Source organism: Streptomyces sp. NPDC016459 (assembly GCF_040632845.1).
Lineage (GTDB): Bacteria > Actinomycetota > Actinomycetes > Streptomycetales > Streptomycetaceae > Streptomyces.
Genome location: NZ_JBEYCR010000005.1, coordinates 314,251 through 332,424 on the forward strand (window position 1 = coordinate 314,251; position 18,174 = coordinate 332,424).

The 18,174-nt window shown below is 68.3% G+C and carries 5 protein-coding genes; 2 read left to right on the forward strand and 3 right to left on the reverse strand.

Annotated elements, in window-relative coordinates:
• Nucleotides 1–3: 3 nt before the first annotated feature.
• The 3 genes from ABZ567_RS16080 to ABZ567_RS16090 form a co-directional block, all read right to left on the reverse strand.
• A complete protein-coding gene (locus ABZ567_RS16080) occupies nucleotides 4–6,396 on the reverse strand; it encodes a protein kinase (RefSeq protein ID WP_360789491.1) in 6,393 nt (2,130 codons plus the stop codon).
• 717 nt (nucleotides 6,397–7,113) lie between these two features.
• On the reverse strand, nucleotides 7,114–7,569 hold the full coding sequence (locus tag ABZ567_RS16085) for a hypothetical protein (RefSeq protein WP_360789494.1): 456 nt from the start codon (nucleotides 7,567–7,569) through the stop codon (nucleotides 7,114–7,116).
• A 470-nt stretch (nucleotides 7,570–8,039) separates the two neighbouring features.
• Nucleotides 8,040–11,129, reverse strand: a complete 3,090-nt coding sequence (locus tag ABZ567_RS16090) for an FG-GAP-like repeat-containing protein (protein ID WP_360789497.1) — start codon at nucleotides 11,127–11,129, stop codon at nucleotides 8,040–8,042.
• A 517-nt stretch (nucleotides 11,130–11,646) separates the two neighbouring features.
• On the opposite strand from ABZ567_RS16090, the gene ABZ567_RS16095 reads away from it, so the two are divergent.
• Nucleotides 11,647–17,628: an RHS repeat-associated core domain-containing protein gene (locus tag ABZ567_RS16095; RefSeq protein WP_360789500.1), complete on the forward strand. Its 5,982-nt coding sequence runs from the start codon at nucleotides 11,647–11,649 to the stop codon at nucleotides 17,626–17,628.
• 74 nt (nucleotides 17,629–17,702) lie between these two features.
• Nucleotides 17,703–18,137 (forward strand): PH domain-containing protein, encoded by a 435-nt coding sequence (locus tag ABZ567_RS16100; protein WP_360789503.1) that lies wholly within the window; start codon nucleotides 17,703–17,705, stop codon nucleotides 18,135–18,137.
• Nucleotides 18,138–18,174 lie beyond the last annotated feature (37 nt).

Below are 18,174 nucleotides of genomic sequence, written 5' to 3' on the forward strand. Positions count from 1 at the left end.
CGATCAGCGCAGGTGGAAGTAGGCGGCGTTGTGCTCGGTGATGGCGTCCCAGTCCGCGTCCGTCGGGAAGCGCACGACGTCCCAGCCGGCGTCCTCCAGGCGGTAGCCGGCCTCGGTGTCCCGCGTCGAGTCGGTCGCGTGGCCGGGACCGTCGACGAACACGGCGAGGTTGGCACCGTCCAGGCGGAACACGAGATCGGGGCAGGCCCCCGCTTCCGGGACGAGGACCTTGACCTCGTCCGGCAGCCGAAAGCCCTTCGCCCGGAGCCAGCCGAGCAGGTCGCCGCTCGCGACGAGGGCCCCCAGATCCGCCTCCAGCGGGGTCGGCGTGGCTGCCCCGGTCCTCACGGGCGCGTCGACGGCGCCGTCGCGGGAGCCGGTGCCGGAGCCGTCGCCCGAGCCGAGGGCCGCCGGGGCCAGCCTGCGGAAGCGTTCGCTGCGGGACTCGCCGCGGTCCTCCCGTACCGTGTGGGCGCCGGCCAGCCGCAGGAGCAGGGGGCGCGCGCTGTGCCGACTCAGCCTGCGGTGGTGCGTCTGGTTGGCGTAGGTCAGCAGGCAGGCGTAGCAGCCACGGGCGCACTCCTCGCCGTCCGCCGGCCCACCCTCGTCCTCGCCCGTCTCCGGGTCGAAGTGGCAGATCTCCAGGGCGGTCCGGGCGGCCTTGGCGAGCGCGCCCTTGTCGTGCTGGATGCGTCGCAGCACACCGGCGCCGCCCTCGGCCGCCTCCGTGAACAGGATGTGACGCCGCGGGCCGTCGTCCGGAGGCAGCAGCTCCGCGGTCAGCTCGGAGTCCTCCAGCTCGAACGCCGCCTCGATGCCCCGTTCCAGTGCGTACAGGAAGGAAAGGGCCACCGGCTCGGGCTGCGGCTCGTCCAAGGTCACCACGAGGATGTTGCGGCGGTCCTCCACATAGGGCAGGACGCGCTTCTTGCGACGCTTCTCGTTGCCGTCGTCGTCGACCACCGGCATGCCGGTGCCCTCGATGGCGTCGGCGGCGGCCCGGTCGTTGAGCCAGCGGCCGTCGCCGAGGTCGAGCCAGTAGCCGTCCGGCTCGCCCTCCTTGTCGCGGACCCGGCCGAGGTTGGTGATGCGGACGGTCGCGGAGTCGCCGTAGTCCAGGTCGAGGACCGGCGCGCCCTCCGTGTCGGTGACATGCGAGGTGAGACGTCCCTTGCGGGCACCGTGGTCCTGGAACGCGTACGAGGTCTCCAGACGGAAACCGGCCCGGCGGCGCTCCTCCTCGTCGGAGGAGATCCGCTCGCGCGGGGTGGTGTACACGGTGTGCAGGTGGAGCAGGCCCGTGCGCTTGTTCCTCAGCTCCTCGCCGCACATGGTGCACTTGTCCGCGCCGGGCTTGACGGCGTAGTGGTAACCGCAGCCGTCGCAGCGCCGCGCCTCCGCCGTCGCCAGGTCGCCCGAGGCGTCCGGCGGCAGCTGCACCCGGGTGACCTGGTAGCGGGCCCCCTCGTGGTAGATGAGCGCGCCGGGGCCGAACTCCCGGATCGCGAGGAAGCGGGGACGCTGCAGGTAGTCGCCGTCGGCGTTGCGGCGGTTGCCGGAACGCGGGATGTACGCGGCCAGGGGAAGCCGGGGGAAGCTGTAGCCGGGCAGGAACCCCTCGGACGCCAGATAGCGGTACGGGTTGAAGTCGCTCATCACCGACTTGCTGTCGGACGAGCGGTTCAGCAGCAGGTTCGTCTGCGTCTCGGCCTCGCGGCGCCGGGTGCGTGCCCGGCCCTGCTCTCCCTGCGAGAGGGTGTGGTCGACGACGCGCTTGTTCTGCTCGTACTGGTCGACGACGGCCGCCCGGAACAGCTGGCGCCACCGGTCGAAGGAGTCGTCGAACCTCTGCGGGGCCCGCTCGATCCGGTCCTCGATCCACTCGTCGTACCACCAGGTGGTGGCCGCGAAGTCGCCGATCAGCGGAGCGAGGACGGTACGGGCGGCGGCGACCGCACGCCGGCGGGCACCCTCGTCCAGGGACAGGTCGCGGATGTGGGGGAGGAGCGGCAGCACCATCTGCGGATCGGGGCGGTCGCTGCCGTCGGGGTCGTAGGCCACGTCGACGATGTCCGGGATCGCGATGCCCAGCTTCATCCCGGTCTCCGCCAGCCAGATTCCCTGCAGGTGGGAGCGGACCAGATCCTCGTTGGCGAGGTCCAGGCGAGGGGGCGCCACCTGCCCGGCCACCATGTCCTGGGAACGGCGGAAGTAGTACTGGTCGTGGCTGTTGCCGGTGGCGCAGTACGTGGTCACCAGCGCGGGCTGACCGGAACGGCCCGCTCGGCCAGAGCGCTGGGCGTAGTTGGCCGGGGTCGGCGGCACATTGCGCATCAGTACGGCGTTGAGCGAGGAGATGTCGACACCCAGCTCCATCGTGGGCGAGCAGTACAGCAGGGGCAGCTCGGCGGTACGGAACTGCCGCTCACGCTCCAGCCGGTCCTCCGGAACGACCTGCGCGGTGTGCTCCCGTGCGTACAGGCCGGCCAGCTCGGCCGACGCAGTCCGGTACAGGTCACGGAAGAACGGATTGACGCGCGGGCCCTCCCCCCTGTTGTAGGTGCGCGCCAGGGGGTCGATGGCACCTCGATCACCGTTCCCGGCCCGCCAGACGAGGGCAGCGGCCGACACCCGGTAGCCGGTGCGCTTCTGGGCGGCCCGGCGGCGGTAGGCAGGGCCGGAGTGCTCGGGGGCCGCCTCCACCTCGCGCACCAGCTCAGCGTCGAGCAACACCTTCAGCAGGTCCTCGATGACGCACTGGACGTCGTCCTGCGGAAGGTCACGCAGCTCGGACATGTTCCGCCGAAGGTACTTGCCGAACTTGCCGCGGGCCGACAGGAACAACGCGGAGCGCTCCATGCCCGGCTTCGACCCGTACGGATAGGCGGTGCCGACGGCGGGCCGGTCGCTCTCGCTCAGAACCCACGGACCGGTCAGACGCTCCTCGCTGGCCCGCTGCAGCGTGTCGAAGTCGTCGCGGAAGTACTGCACGTCGATTGCGAGGGCACGCCGCATGAAGTCGAGCAGCGTCCGGGCGACCTCCTCGCGCAGCGCGGGGTCGGCGTCGCGCAGCACGGCGTGCGTGGACTGCCAGCGGTCCGGCCGGGCGGCGATCCAGCTCAGGTCCTCGTAGTCGATCCGCAGCAGCCCCGTCTGTTCGAGGTTGGGCATCGTGATGCGCCAACCGCGCTCCAGGTCCCGGTAGAGCCGGTATCCGACGACGTCCCGGAAGGCTTTCGTCGCGCGACGCTCCATGGAGGGAGCCAGGGCCGCGCCCTCCGCGTACTCGCGCGGCGAAAGACCCATCACCTCGGTCACCGCTTCGGCGAGCCCGTCGTGGTGGAGTCCTTCCTCGCCGGCCCGTACGGCGGCCTGGTAGAGCGCGCCGCGCAACTGGGTGACCTGCGCGAAGTCGTTGAAGTGGCCGGCCTGGAGCGAGGCGTCCTGTCGGTTGTCGACGAAGGTGAGGAGCTTGCGTGCCTCCTTGCCCAGGCTCTCCTCCGGTACCGCCCGCAAGGACTTCACGATCGACGCGGAGATCAGAGAGGTGGCCGAGGAACGTCCCTCCTGGTCCAGGGTGGCCAGCTTGGCGAAGTCCCGGCCGCGGGTCTGCTCGTAGGAGACCTGGCAGTGCACACAGAACAGGAACGGCGCCGGGACGAACGCCGCCGCCAGCCCCTCGCCCGACTCGTTCCCGAACCCGTCCACGACGACACGCTTGGGCACCCGCGGTCGGTAGGACTTCTTGACGACGGTCACGCCCTGCGCGTCCGCCTCGAGCCACGACTCCGGCAACCGCCTGTCGTCCACCGCCTTCTGCGGATCGGCCGGCCACTCGTAGTCCTCCCCGGGCACGCCGAGGTACAGGTAGCCTTCGCCGTCGCGGCCCCCGGAGGCCGAGGTGTCCCGGCGCGGCTCGTACCGGAACGCGCCGCTCTCCTCCGTGCGCCAGACAGTCAGGTACTCCTGGCCGCACTCACGGCAGAACGCCAGCGGGAACAGCGGCTTGCCGTCGCTGCCCGGCTGCTCCAGCTGGTAGGTGCGGGTGAGCGGTCGGCTGAGCGGATCCTCGAGCGTCGTGTAGACGGTGTCGCCCTTGGAGAGGAACTGGTGAAGCCGGAAGGCGAACAGCGGTCGCTCCGTCATCGGATTCTTCGCCTGCGAACCCGCCTCCAGCGTGGTGCGGATCGCCTCGCGCACGCTCTCCTCGGCCACCCCGCTCTGCCTGGCCAGCTCGGCTGCCGCGTCCTCGACGGTGCCCGGGGCGCAGCGGCGGAACCGCCCCGTGTCCTCCTCGCGCTCCAGGCCGAAGCGTGACTCCAGCCAACGCGCCAGCGAGTCCTTCGTCAGCGCTTCGTAGGAACGGGGAGCCGCCGGCACCCGCAGGCGCTCGGCGGGCACCGTCACCGGCGCCTCCTCGGTCGCCCGGATGAGGGTCTCGCCGATGACGCGCTTCGGCAGCACCGTCGTACCGAACAGTCTGCCGGCGACCTTGGCGACCTCGCGCTGCTGGTCCTCCCAGGAGCCCTCGGTGGACATGGTCGCCGAGGTGCCGATGCACTGCAGGGTCGTCGAGGCCCGGCAGGCCTCGCGGACCCGGCGGATCAGGAAAGCCACGTCCGCGCCCTGCCGGCCCCGATAGGTGTGCAACTCGTCGAAGACGAGGAACTGCAGTCCCTCGGCCATACGGATGAGGCTCGACCGGTCGTCCGGCCGGGTCAGCATGAGCTCCAGCATCACGTAGTTCGTCAGAAGGATGTCCGGAGGGTTCTTGCGGAGCTCCCGACGCTGCTCTTCGGACTCCTGGCCGGTGTAGCGGGCGAAGGTCACCGGCTCGTGACCGGTCCCGAAACCGTGGCGCAGGTACTTCTCCAGCTCCATCAGCTGAGAGTTGGCCAGAGCGTTCATCGGATACACGACGATCGCACGCACCCGGCCTCCGGCGTTCTGCCCCGCTGCCTGGCGCTCCTTCAGGACGTGGTTGACGATCGGGACGATGTACGACAGGGACTTGCCGGAACCCGTGCCGGTGGTCAGCACGTAGGAATCGCCCGCCTGCGCGGCCTCGATCGCCTGCCGCTGGTGGAGATGGAAGGTCAGTGGCCGCCCGTCCGGGCGCCGCGAGTTCTCCTTCTTCCCCGCCTGGAAGATCTCTGCGCACTTCGCGTGCAGCACGCCGTCCCGTACGAGGTCGGTGACCTTGCCCCCGTCGGCGAAGAACGGGTTCAGCGACAGCCACGGGTCGGGCCACTGCGACTTCGCCGCCAGGTCGTCCTCGACGTAGCCGGCGATCCGGGCGTCCCGGACCACTGTCGCGCTCCTGGTGAAACTCTCGTACTCGCTGATCAGGTCGGCATGGATGCCGAAGACGTCCATGGTCTCGGGGAGGCGCGGTTCCCTGCGGGGCACGGGTGCGGGCGCTGCCGGGGTGCGCTCCGGGAGCAGGGCGCGCAGCCGTGCCACCGGGTCCATGACCTGCCAGTGCGGTGCCAGCAGGGCGGCGGTGTCGTCCGGCGCGAGCGCGAGTGGAACCAGTACGTCACGGAGCAGGGCGGCGTTCTCGGGCCGCAGTTCGGCGTCCTTCTCCAGCAGACGGTCCACGAGGCGGACCAGTTCGGCGGGCAGGTCCGGGCGTACCAGGGTCAGCAGTGGCGGCCGCGCGTGCTGGTGCTGCTCGGAGAGCTCGTACGGGGTCCTGGCAGAGAACGGCGGTTGTCCGATCAGCAGTTCGTACAGGATGCAGCCGAGTGCGTAGAGGTCGGCGAGGGCGGAGACGCGTTCCGCTCGGAACTGCTCGGGTGCCATGTAACGGGCTGTGCCGACGCTGACGCCCGTGCTGGTCAGCCGTGTCTGGTCGGGATCGTCGACGATCGAGCCCATGCCGAAGTCGAGGATCTTGACGGTGCCGTCGCGGGTCAGCATCACATTGGCCGGCTTCAGGTCGCGGTGGACGACCCCGGCCGCGTGCGCGGCGGTGAGACCTGCGGCGATCTGCGCTCCGATGGCGGCGACCCAGGAGACCGGGAGCTGGGGTTCCTCGTCGATGAGGTCCGCGAGCGGATGACCGTCCAGCAGTTCCATGGCGAGGTAGGGCAGACCGCCGCCGCCCGGAGTCCCGTCGACGCCGCCGTCGATCAGCCGGGTGAGGTTCGGGTGGCCCTGGGAGAGCATGCGCATGATCCGCACTTCGCGGCGGAAACGGTCGATCTCCTTGTTGGATCTCGAGGTGTCGACGGCGATCCCGGTCCGGCCGCGCAGCACGGTCTTGATCGCGACCTCCGTGTGCGGGGAGTCCGGGGAGGCCTGAAGGTCCTCGGCCCGGTGTACCTCCCCCATGTTGCCGCGCCCCACGATCCCCGCGATCCGGAAGCGTCCGCCGACCGTCTCCAGGCCCACTGGCCCTCCCCGTTTCACCCGTCGCTAGCAAGGTGGGTACGTTCCCGCAGGGAGCGTATACCTTCACCCGTTGACCAGGGTTACACAGATCTGTTGACGTCGTCAACGCGCCCAACTCGTGACGCGCGCACAGGCCGCGCTTGAGGCGGGGGTGGGATGCCTTCGCGCCAGGGCGAGTGGCGTCAGCGGTGCACGACTGTGTCAAGTCAGTCGAGTCGGGTGCGGCTTGGGCGATGTCCGCGGTTGCCCGGCCGTGCGGGCAGGAGCGCGGGTGGCGAGCGGAGGAAGCTCGAAGTCCCAGAGAAGTCCCACAGATGCTGCCGCACTCCACCCATCTCTGCATCAGTGCAGTTCAGGTGGGGTCGGTGGATCCTTTTCGGCGTGATGTCAGATGTCCCGGAAAAGACTCGGCAGCCCGATGAGCTGCACAGACTTGCGGCATGAGGCGGTTGACCGGGGAAGACGACCTTTCCCTTCTTTCGCCGTCGTGCCACTTGATGCCGCCGAAAGTCCCAGGAAAGTCCCAGAGGAATCCCACGCGGGTGATCCACGCAGCCACAGGAATGACGCCGCTCGGCGGGAGGTATGGAGTGCCGCCGACCGGGACGAAGACCGACGTCGCTCCGTCGTTGCCCGCAAGGGAGACCGCCGGGCACCTGTCGGTGCGCGGCGGTGTGGTCCGGTCGGGTCGTCAGCCGACCGATCCGGTGAGGGCGGTCACCCCGCCCACGGGTCGAGCCCCTGCTCCAACAGGCGCTCCTCCTCGCTCTCGCTCAGGAAGAGCGCGGGGTGCCTGCCCCACAGGGAGAGGTCACTCAGGGGGTTGGCGGGGAACTCCGCCCGCAGGACGCGGACGAGGAACTCGACCATTCCGCAGTCGTGGCGCCGCCAGACGCCCTTGCTCCGGTGGTAAATGAGCACCGGCCACGCGGACGGGTCGTCGCCGGAGGCGTCCCAGCAGATGATGTCCGCCGCCGCGTCGGAACCCCAGGCGATGAGCCGCGGCTGCGCCCCCTCGAGCTCGGGCTCCTTCCCGAAGGTCGCCCAGGCGTCCTCGGCGGTGAGGGTCTCCACCAGCATGCCGCCGTAGGGCGACGTCAGCCCCTCCGCCTTCGGTTCGGGCACCTGGACCTGGAAGAAGTTGTCGATCGCCCCAGGTCCCCACACCTCCATGAACGCGCGTTAGTTCGGCGGGAACTCCGTGCCCCACGACTCGCCCATGCGGGCCCAGTCGACGGACTATCGGGTGCCACCTTCGGCGGCATGAACTGCCGCAGCGTCTCCAGATCAGTCATCGCGGTGTCTCCTTCCCCTTCCGGTCGGCGTCATCCCATCGATCCCGTCGGTACCTGCCGGCCGGTGGCCGGGTCGTTGGACATGCCGAGGTTGCCGCCGGCCAGGGTGTTGGAAATGAAGGTGTTGATGGATGTTCCGGCACTCGAATCTCTTCCTCGCCTGGTCTGGCGGCCGCCGGGCGCTGTCCTTCGAGGTGAAGGACTGGCAGGTGGCCCCGTTCACCTCGAGAGATAGGGCGGCATGATGTAGGGCGCCTGAGGCTTCGGCGCCGAGCGATGACGGTGGAACGGAGCGCGGCCCCCGGCGAGGAATGGATCTCGCCGGGGGCCACGCTGGGGCTGCTGAGGTCAGCTCAGGTCCTGGAACGAGCTCCAGCCGCCGGTACCGACGACTGTGCCCGCGCCCAGGGCGTTCGGATAGAAGTACAGCCTGCCGTCGCCGCTGGTCGACCAGATGTCCGAGGTCCCGTCACCGTTGGCGTCGGGGACGGCGGTGAACAGTGGACGGTTGGTCGTGGTCCAGGCTGTGCCGATGACAGTGGACGTGTTTCCGTTCCCGAGACCGGTTCCGTTCGGGGTGCCAGGGTAGAAGCGGAGTTCGCCGTTGGAGCTGTCCCGGGCGATCAGGTCGACGTCACCGTCCTTGTCGCGGTCACCCGCGGCGGCGAGGGAGAAGCCGCTCCAGCCGCCGGTACCGACGAGCACCGGGTCCTTGTTGCTGTCGAGGCGATGGTCGGCCGACCCGAAGTAGAGCCACAGCCTGCCGCCCTCCTTGACCAGGAGGTCGGGGTGGCCAGGGACGTCGACGACACCGTCGCTGTTCGTGTCCAGCGGGCCGTCCACGTCACCGATCGCGAGGATCTCGGTTGCGTTGGCCCAGCGGTTGTTGACGGGGTTGAACACGGAGAGCCGGATTTCGTCGTACTGGCAGGCCTTCGACACACCATCGGCCTGCTCGTTGCGTGCGGAGCACGCGTAGCCGAATCCGTTGTTGGGGTGGACCGTCAGCGTCTTCCCGCCGGTTCCGGCGTTGAGAGCGACGAGATCCTCGTAACCGTCCTGCGTCCAGTCACCGCGGCGGGTGATGGCGGCGCCGGTGAAGTTCTGGGTCGAGGCCAGCGTGGACGGTGCCACGTACCCGTTGCCGTGACCGCTGTAGAACCACAGATCGCCGTCGGTGCGCACGCCGTAGAAGTCGGCGATCCCGTCTCCGTTGAGATCGCCGGGCTTGTCCTGTTTCCCCGTTCCATTGGCGTAGAACCAATAGCGGGTGGTGTCGGAGATGTTGCCACCCAGGTCGATGCTACGAACGCTGAGGGAGTGCCTGCCGACGCTGGGAGGAGTCAGTTTGATATCGGCGATGCTGCCGCCCATGAAGCCGAGGTCATCCCTGCGGACGGTCGGATCCCAGTCGGTCCAGTACTCGAAAGCGGCTGCGGGGTTCGTATCCTTGTTCTGCAGTTGGAACGTTCCCTCACTACGGGCCATGCCGGTGGTTTCAGGCCAGCCCTCGGATCCATCGGGGAACTGCGTGGAGGTGACGCTGGGCGGGAAGCTCGGCCTGGTGGCGTCGAAAGCGAAGGTGCAGACGGGGCTCCAGGGTCCGACGAGTTCGCCGTCCTCCGCGCGCGCGCGCCAGGAAAGGTTGCCGCTTCCGCCCTTTCCGGCGTCGGTCAGGAGGTCCTTCAGTTTCGTCTTGAGAATGGGGAGCTTCGCGCCCCGCCCGGAAGGTACGTCGACGACCTGGTTGACCTCGTTGGTGGGACCGCCGTGGCCTTGAGGCCACAGGACGAAGCGCGCCTTGACCGTGCCGCCGTCGGGGTCAGTGAAGGTTCCCGACAGGGAGATGTCGGTGTTGCCGATCGTCTTGTAGAGGTAGGGACCGGCCAGGCAGGCGTCGGTATACGTGTCCGGAGTGGTGTCGAGGCTGGAAGGCCCCATGGGATAGGTGTTGTAGTCGGTGGACAGAGTCGCGGTCCCTGCGTCGAACTTCTTCCACGCGTACACGTCGTTCTCGTTCGTGGCGCGGAGGCCGAGCGTGATGTTGTTCAGCTTCCTCGTCACCGCCTCGTTGGCCGCCGAGGTGACGTCGAAGGCGAGGTTGCCGGCGGGGCAGCTCCCGCCCCAGCCGCGGGAGGTATCGGAGTGGCTCAGCTTTCGCGCCCACATGGTGGAGTTGTCCTGGCTGGCCCAGGTCGTGGAGGTCGAGATGCCCCCGGTGAACCAGAGTTCGGTCCGTCGGTCCTCACAGGACCAGGACCAGGTGTTCTCGATCCTGAAGGTCGACTTCTTGATCAGCTTCTTGGTGTTCCAGAGGTTGTTGGAATCCATCCGGAAAAACGAGCGGGCGAGGCCGTCGGTGACGTTCTCGTAGCCCACGCGCGCGGTGTTGGTTCCGACGCTGCCGTCGGCGTTGTGCCAGCCGGCGCCGTTGAAGTAGGCGGTATTCGGTGTGCGCTTGTATGCGATGGCCCAGGCCTCGCGAGTTCCCGGAACGGCGAACGTGGGGTCGATGTACACCGGGTACGCGGTGTCGTCGCCGGTGAGCAGCGGCTGGTGCGGCGTGAGCGTCATGGAGCTCTTGCCGACGGACAGGCCCAGATCGGCTTCCTTGGCGCCGTGTCCGGGTTCGAACTTGTCGGCGGGAGGTGCCGGAGTGTCTGAGGCGAGGAGCGCCCTGCCGAGGCCGGTCGAGGTGGAGCTGTCCCACATTCGGGGTGTCGGCGCGGTGAACACCTCCTGGCCGGCCGCGTCGACGGCGGTCAGGTTGCCGTAGGAGTCGGCCGAGACCGCCACGCCGTCCGTGGTCATGGAGAGCCGGATCGTCTTGAGAGCCGGGTTGGTGGCGGCCTCGGGCGTCTTGACGACGAGAAGCTGGCCGAATCCGACATTACCCGCGCGCAGCGTCAGGTCGACTCCGGGAAGCACCTCGGCGTAGGTCGCGGTGTCACCGTCGGTCGTGGGCTTCGGCAGCGGGGCCGGCCAGCTGAGCGACAGTTTCCGACCGTCGTGGATGATGCTGACGGCAGGGCCCGTGCCGCCGCCGGAGAACGAGAGGCCGGCCATGGTGGCCTTCGGGCTGATCCGTCCGTCGCCGGTCGGCGCGAGGACCGTGTCGATCGGGACGAGTCTGTTGTCCTTCCGCGTCCAGCGCGGTAGCACGTACTGGTCTTCGGTGTAGCCGCCCGACGGATTGGCGAAGAGCTGGGACGTCTCGGTGCGGCGGGCCAGGACCTCGACGCGCTTGCCGGTCTCCTTTGCCTGCTTGCTCGCGGTCTCCTCCGGCGTCGGCGGTGGCGAGGCGGTGAGCGCGGCGGCCGGCGCGGCCTCGGCCGTCGGCTGGGGTACGACTGCGGTGCCGAGGATGGCTGTAGCGGTGGCGGCGACGACGGCGACGACGGGTCTTCTCGATCTTCTTCGGATGGTCCGATTCCTCATGATTTCCCCTCCCAGGATTCGGTCGCCCCGCACAATAGATCGTTTTTGCCTGGGAGGTGGACTCGCGTTCGAAACTATGTCAGTTGGCTTGTTGTCGCCCCCGAGGCCCGGCGTTTTCCTGGCAAAGCATCTTTAGTGCCCGATTTCATCCGTACTACTTGACGGACTGACCGCTCAATTCTTTCCACTCTGACTGATAGTGAACGAACCTGCCGTTACCTTCTGTCGGTTAGCGATGCATCTGTGATGCATGTGTCCGAAGGGGTGGGGAGAAGTGCACGTGAGTGGGCTCGACAAGAGCAGAACTCTCTTGGGGAGAAGACGGATTCGGACAGTCGCCGCCTTGACCGCGGGATTCCTTTCCGTGGGTCTGCTGGGGGGGCCGGTGGCGGCGGCCGTGACCGAATGGCCGGACAAGCCTCGGGAGACCGATCCCGTACAAGTGGAGCCGGTGGCTCCCTATCAGCAGAGTGCCCGTCAGAAGGCGTCCGCCGTAACGACGTGGCGGTCGCCTCAAGTGGCCTGGCCCGCACAGGCGTCGGGAGATCAGAACCTCGGCAAGGCGCCCGTAGCGATCTCGAACGCGAAGGCGGGCGCCCAGGTGTCGCCGATCGTCGATCCGACGGTCTCCGGCGTCCGGGTGTGGAAGCAGGACGCGAAGGCGGCAGAGAGAGTACGCGTGAACGTGCTCGGTCGCGACGCCGCCCGTCGGCTCGGGGTGGAAGGGGTCGTGCTCTCCGTCCAGCCCCTCCAGAAGGAGACCGGCGACGTACGAGTCGGGCTGGACTACGACGCCTTCCGCGGTGCCTACGGCGGCGACTGGGCCTCCCGGCTCCGTCTGCGGGAGCTTCCCGCCTGTGCGCTGAGCACGCCCGAGGCCGAGGACTGCGCCGTCGGCGCGGAGCTGCCGACGGTCAACGACATGGAGGCCGGGACGCTCACCGCGCCGGTGACGCTGTCCGCGGCGGCGGGAGAGGCCACCGTCCTCGTGGCCACCGCGGCGGCGTCCGGTTCGTCCGGCGACTTCAAGGCGACGTCGCTCGCCCCATCCGCGTCCTGGTCGGCCGGCGGCGCCAACGGCGGCTTCTCCTGGAACTACGACATCGACGTCCCTGACGTTCCGGGCGATGTCAGCCCCCAGCTCAAGCTGGGATACGGCTCTCAGGCCATCGACGGCCGGACGGCCGCCACCAACAACCAGCCGGGCGGCATCGGCGACGGCTGGTCCATGGAGCCCGGCTACATCGAGCGCCAGTACGTCTCCTGCACGGACGACAAGGCGAACAGCAACAACACCACCGCCAAGGTCGGCGACCTGTGCTGGAAGAAGGACAACGCGGTCCTCAACCTCGGCGGCCGCACCAACCAGCTGATCTGGGACACCGATTCCAAGACGTGGCACCTGGAAGCCGACGACGGCACCGAGATCGTCAAGGGCACCAGCGTGGCAGCCGACAACTTCGGTGATAACAACGGTGACGACAACGGCGAGTACTGGAAGGTGACGACACCGGACGGCACCGAGTACTACTTCGGTGCCAACCGGATGGACGGCTGGGCCACTGGCAAAACCGAGACCCGCTCCACCTGGACGGTCCCTGTCTTCGGCAACCACGTGGGTGATCCCTGCTACGACGCCGCGTTCAAGGACGCCTGGTGCCAGCAGGCCTGGCGCTGGAATCTGGACGCCGTCGTCGACCCGCACGGTGACGCCATGACGTACTACTGGGGCGAAGAGGTCAACTACTACGGCCTTAACGTCGACCCGAACACGGGGGCCTCCACCGCGACCGCGTACGACCGCAGCGGTTACCTGAAGCGCATCGAGTACGGCCTGCGCGACACCAACTACTATGGTCAGCCGTCCGCCAAGGTCGAGTTCACCAACACCGAGCGCTGCCTGTCCGGTTGCACGGTCTTCGACACGACCAACGCGAAGAACTGGCCGGACGTGCCCTTCGACCAGTACTGCGCCTCCGGGACCGCGTGCAAGGACCGCTACTCGCCGTCCTTCTGGACCCGGATGAAGCTGTCCACCATCGCCACGCACGTGTGGAACGCCGGCACGTGGAAGCCGGTCGACAGCTGGGCCCTGGACCACGACTTCCCGGTGACGGGCGACAGCACCGGCTCCAAGCCGCTCTGGCTCAAGTCGATCACCCGCAGCGGCCACACCGGCACCGGCACGGTCAAGCTGCTCCCGGTAACGTTCGACAGCGTCGCCATGCCCAACCGCGTCGAGGGCGCGACCACGGGCGGCGCCCCCGACCCGGTCCCGGCCATGTGGCGCCTCCGGGTCTCCGCGGTCAACAGCGAGTCGGGCGGCACCATCGGCGTAGGCTACACACCACAGGACTGCTCGGCCGCGAGCGTCCCGTCACCGACCTCGAACACCCGGCGCTGCTACCCGGTCAAGTGGTCGCCGCCGGACGCACCGGCCGCGAACTACGAGCCCTACCTCGACTGGTTCCACGCCTACGCCGTCAACTTGATCACCGAGAACGACAACACTGGTGGGGCGCCCGCCAAGCGGACCGAGTACACCTACCCCGACGGCATGGCCTGGGCCAAGGCCAAGGATGACGAGTTCACCAAGGCCGCGCACCTCACCTACGGCGACCGCAAGGGCTTCGGACGGGTCCAGGTACGCACCGGCGCGTACCCCTTCCAGCGCACGCTCAAGGAGTACCGCTACTTCCGCGGTATTCCCGGTGCCTCGGTCAAGGACAGCGAACAGATCTCCGTCACCGACCACGAGTCGTTCGCCGGAATGATGCGTGAGGAAGCCACGTACAACGGCGAGAACGGCCGGCTCGAGTCGACCACAAGCTTCACGCCGTGGGTCTCGGCCGCGACCGCTACGGAGACCAGGGCGGAGGGGCTTCCCGCCCGCCACGCCTACGTCACCGGAGGGGCGGAGGAGAAGTCCCGCACCGCCGTCGGCCAGGACTGGCGCACCACCGAGACCCACCGGACGTTCGACGCGAACGGTCATGTCCTCACCGAGTCCCGCCGCGGCGACACGGCCAAGTCCGGCGACGAGGAGTGCACCACGACGACCTACGCCTCCGGCGCCCTCCTCGGGCTGCCCTCCGAGGTCAGGACCGTGGCCAAGCCCTGCGGCACCGCGCCCAGCCTGCCCGACGACCTGATCTCCGTCGAGCGGCGCTACTACGACGGAGCCACCGCCCTCGCCACGGCGCCGGTCAAGGGTGACGTCACCCGCATCGACGAGCAGGACGCGGCGGGTACCGGCTACCTCACGACGGCGAAGCACACCTACGACCAGCACGGGCGCGAGCTCACCGACACCGACGCGCTCGGCCAGACCACCACGACCGGGTACACGCCGACCACGGGCATCCCCACGTCGATGACGCAGACCAACGCCCTCGGCCACGCCGCGGTGACGACCTACGACCCGGTACGCGGTGTCGTGGTCGCTGCCGTCGATGCCAACGGGAAGCGCACGGACGCGGTCCACGACGGCCTCGGCCGTGTACTCAAGGTGTGGCAGCCCGGCTGGACCAAGGCCGACCACGGCACGCAGCCGTCCGCCGAGTACATCTACAAGATCTCGACGACCCAGGCCAACGCGGTCACCACGAAGACCCTCAAGCAGGACGGCACCTACCAGACCACGTACACCCTGTACGACGGTCTGCTGCGCGAGCGGCAGTCCCAGGGGTCGGCCGTCGGCACGCAGCACGCGCTCATGACGGAGACCCGTTACGACTCCCGGGGCTGGGTCTGGAAGAGCTTCGCCCCGTACTACGCCGACGCCGCCCCGTCCGCGACGCTGTACACGGCGAAGGACGCCCACCAGGTCGACAACGTCACGGAGAACCTCTACGACGGCATGGGCCGGGTCACCGACGCCCTGTCGCTCTTCCGCGGCGACGAGAAGTGGCGGACGACCACGGTCTACGGCGGTGACCGCGTCACCGTGACCCCGCCGAAGGGCGGAACCGCCAGCACCACCGTCACCGACACCAACGGGCGCACCACGGAGCTGATCCAGTACGCGGGTGCGGGACAGACCCAGCCCCAGTCGACGACCTACACCTACGGGAAGTTCGACGAGCCCACCTCGGTCAAGGACCCGGCGGGCAACACCTGGACGTACACCTACGACAACCGCGGTCAGAAAACCACGGTCGACGACCCCGACAAGGGCACGAGCGTCCTCACCTACGACGCCAACGGACAGGTCGTCACCGGCAAGGACGCCCGGAACGTCACGCTGACGACCGTCTACGACAAGCTCGGTCGCAAGACCGAGGTCAAGAACGGCGCCACGACGCTCTCCAAGTGGACCTACGACACCCTCGCCAAGGGGCAGCTCACCAGCAGCAGCCGGTTCGTCGGCGGGACCGAGTACAAGACGGCGATCGACGCAGTCAACGACCGCTACCAGCCGACGTCGACCACGCTCACCGTTCCGACGGCGGCGGGCGGACTCGCCGGCACCTACAACTGGACGTACGGATACAGCCCGGAGACCGGCGCCCTGCAGTGGACGCTCAACCCGGCGATCGGGAACATCTCCTCCGAACGGGTCGTCACCGAGTACAACAGCGATGACCAGCCGTACCGCACCACCCGGGCGAGTGTCGTGCTCGTCGCCAACGTCCAGTACGACGTCTACGGCCGCCCCGTGGGCACCGAGTTCGGTCACGACCTCGACAAGAAGGTCTTCCGGACCCAGGCGTACGACGAGCACACCGGTCGGCTCCTTGAGCGGACCACCGACCGATTCCTGGCTCCGCGCAGGGTCGACCGCTCGCTGTACGCCTACGACCCGGCGGGCAACGTCACCGGCATCACCAGCACCACCGGTCAGGACGCCACCGCGTCCACCGACCGCCAGTGCTTCACCAACGACGCCCTCGGGCGGCTGACCGAGGCGTGGACGGCGAAGACCGACTGCGTCACGGCGCCAACCGCGACCAGCGTCGGCGGACCGGACGCCTACTGGCTCACCTACGGCTACGACAAGCTCGGTAACCGCACCGGACAGAGCGACAAGCTGGCCGGCGCCACGACCGACTTCACCCACCCGGCGGCCCGGGCCGACCGGCCGCACGCCGTCCAGCAGGCCACCGTCGCCGGCGGTCCGGACAACGGCCGGGTCAGCACCTTCCAGTACGACGCCACCGGCAACACCACCAACCGCACCATCGGCACCAAGGTGCAGGACCTGACTTGGGACGCCGAGGGCCACCTCGCCACCCTGGTCGAGGCCGCCAAGACCACCAGCTACGTCTACGACGCCGACGGCGACCGGCTCGTCACCAAGAACGCAGACGGCAGCAGCGTGCTGACCCTGCCCAACGGCGATGAACTGAAGGTCGCAGCGAACGGCACCAAGACCGCCACCCGCTACTACACCCATGACGGCGAGACCGTCGCGGTCCGTACGGGCGGGACCATCTCCTACCTGGTCGGCGACCACCAGGGCACGGCCATGACGGCCATCGACGTCAGCACACTGGGCGTCACCCACCGCAAGCAGCTCCCCTTCGGCGAACTGCGCACGGCCCAGTCGGGAACCTTCGGCACCCGCGGCTTCGTCGGCGGCACGAACGACCCGACCGGCCTGACACACCTGGGAGCCCGAGAGTACGACCAGACCACGGGCCGCTTCCTCTCGGTCGACCCGGTCATCGACTTCGACGACCCGGCCCAGATGAACGCCTACGCCTACGGCCACAACAACCCGCTGACCAAGGCGGACCCGACGGGCCTCCGCCCCGACGGCCCGGCCGGCGGAGCCTCGTACAACGACACCCGCTGGGGCAACGACCGCGGCATGTCGGTGGGCTACACGTACAAGAGCGGCCAGTGGATCTGGCACCAGAGTCCTCGCAAGGACTCGGAGTCGCAGCGACGGTACAAGTCGTACCGGTCGAATCCGTCAAACTACAAGGTCTACCACTATGACGCGAAGGCGGTGGCTGCGGCTAAGGCGCAGGCAGCGAAGCGAGCTGAGGCTCGCGCCGTCCAGCTGCGTCTGATGCAGCACGTCTGGGACAGGACCAAGGGGGGTCTTCTCAGAGCAGTCGTGGGCCAGGTCGACAGTACGATCAATAGGACTGAGGCCGTAGGAAACTGGATCTATGAGAATCGAGGTCTTGTAGCGAGTGTCGGAGCCACTGTCGGCTGCTTTGTACCGGCGGTCGGCTGGGCTGCGTGTGCAGGCATGCAAGCAGCCGCGTACGGCGTCCGAGCTGAGCAGCGGGCGGCTGAAGGTGGCGGTTGGAAGAAGACATGGCGGGCGAATGCCTTCGACGGTGTTCTCACCGCAGGGTCCTTCGGCATAGGCAGCGCACTTCGGTATGCGAAGTTCGGCCAATTCTCCGGGCTCGTCGAGAGGGCTCGGGTCCCGAGCTTCTACCAGCGAGAGGCTTGGCGGGGCGGAGAGGCCTATCATCCCCTTTATACGGTCGCCGTATCGATGCCGAACATCGTCAACGCGACAGCCGCGTTCTTGAGGTGAGCCATCGGCACGACTGGATTTCCTCAACCGTCTTGCTGTTCCTGAAGCTCGAGAGATTTCTGAGAGGTAGAGCGATGCTCGTGGGAACCTGGCAATGGGTCTCCTTCCTGCTAGGGTTGGTGACGCTGTCCATCGGAATGTCAACCCTGGCCTTTGGGGATTTCGGAGGAAATGAGTTCACCGTTGTATCGACTCTGTCCCTGGGGGGCTGGGTATCGGTTACTGCTCCCTTCGCAGGGGCTCGGGTGGACGACGTAGGTATCCGCTACCGCGGAATCTTCAAGAGGGCCGTGCTGCCCTGGAGCGAGATTCAGTCGATTTCCGTCGACTACGTAGGAGGGAACGGCCTCTTGGAGGCGGAGATGCCTGTGGTCAACAAGGCAGACGGCAAGGAACTGCCGATTCTGATTCTGGCCGGATACACATCAGGGCAGCCACGCGTCAACAACAGGGTGCGACGGCAGGCGACGGCGATGCAGGAGGCACTGGCTCGCGCCGGCAGCCATTGATCGTCCCTCTGCCCAGCCCCCGCCGGTGCACGGCGGG

What these genes read in the sequence shown, in the direction of transcription:
- ABZ567_RS16085 (WP_360789494.1), bottom strand. Translation starts at nt 7,569, where the DNA reads ATGGAGGTGTGGGGACCTGGGGCGATCGACAACTTCTTCCAGGTCCAG.
- ABZ567_RS16090 (WP_360789497.1), bottom strand. Translation starts at nt 11,129, where the DNA reads ATGAGGAATCGGACCATCCGAAGAAGATCGAGAAGACCCGTCGTCGCC.
- ABZ567_RS16100 (WP_360789503.1), top strand. Translation starts at nt 17,703, where the DNA reads ATGCTCGTGGGAACCTGGCAATGGGTCTCCTTCCTGCTAGGGTTGGTG.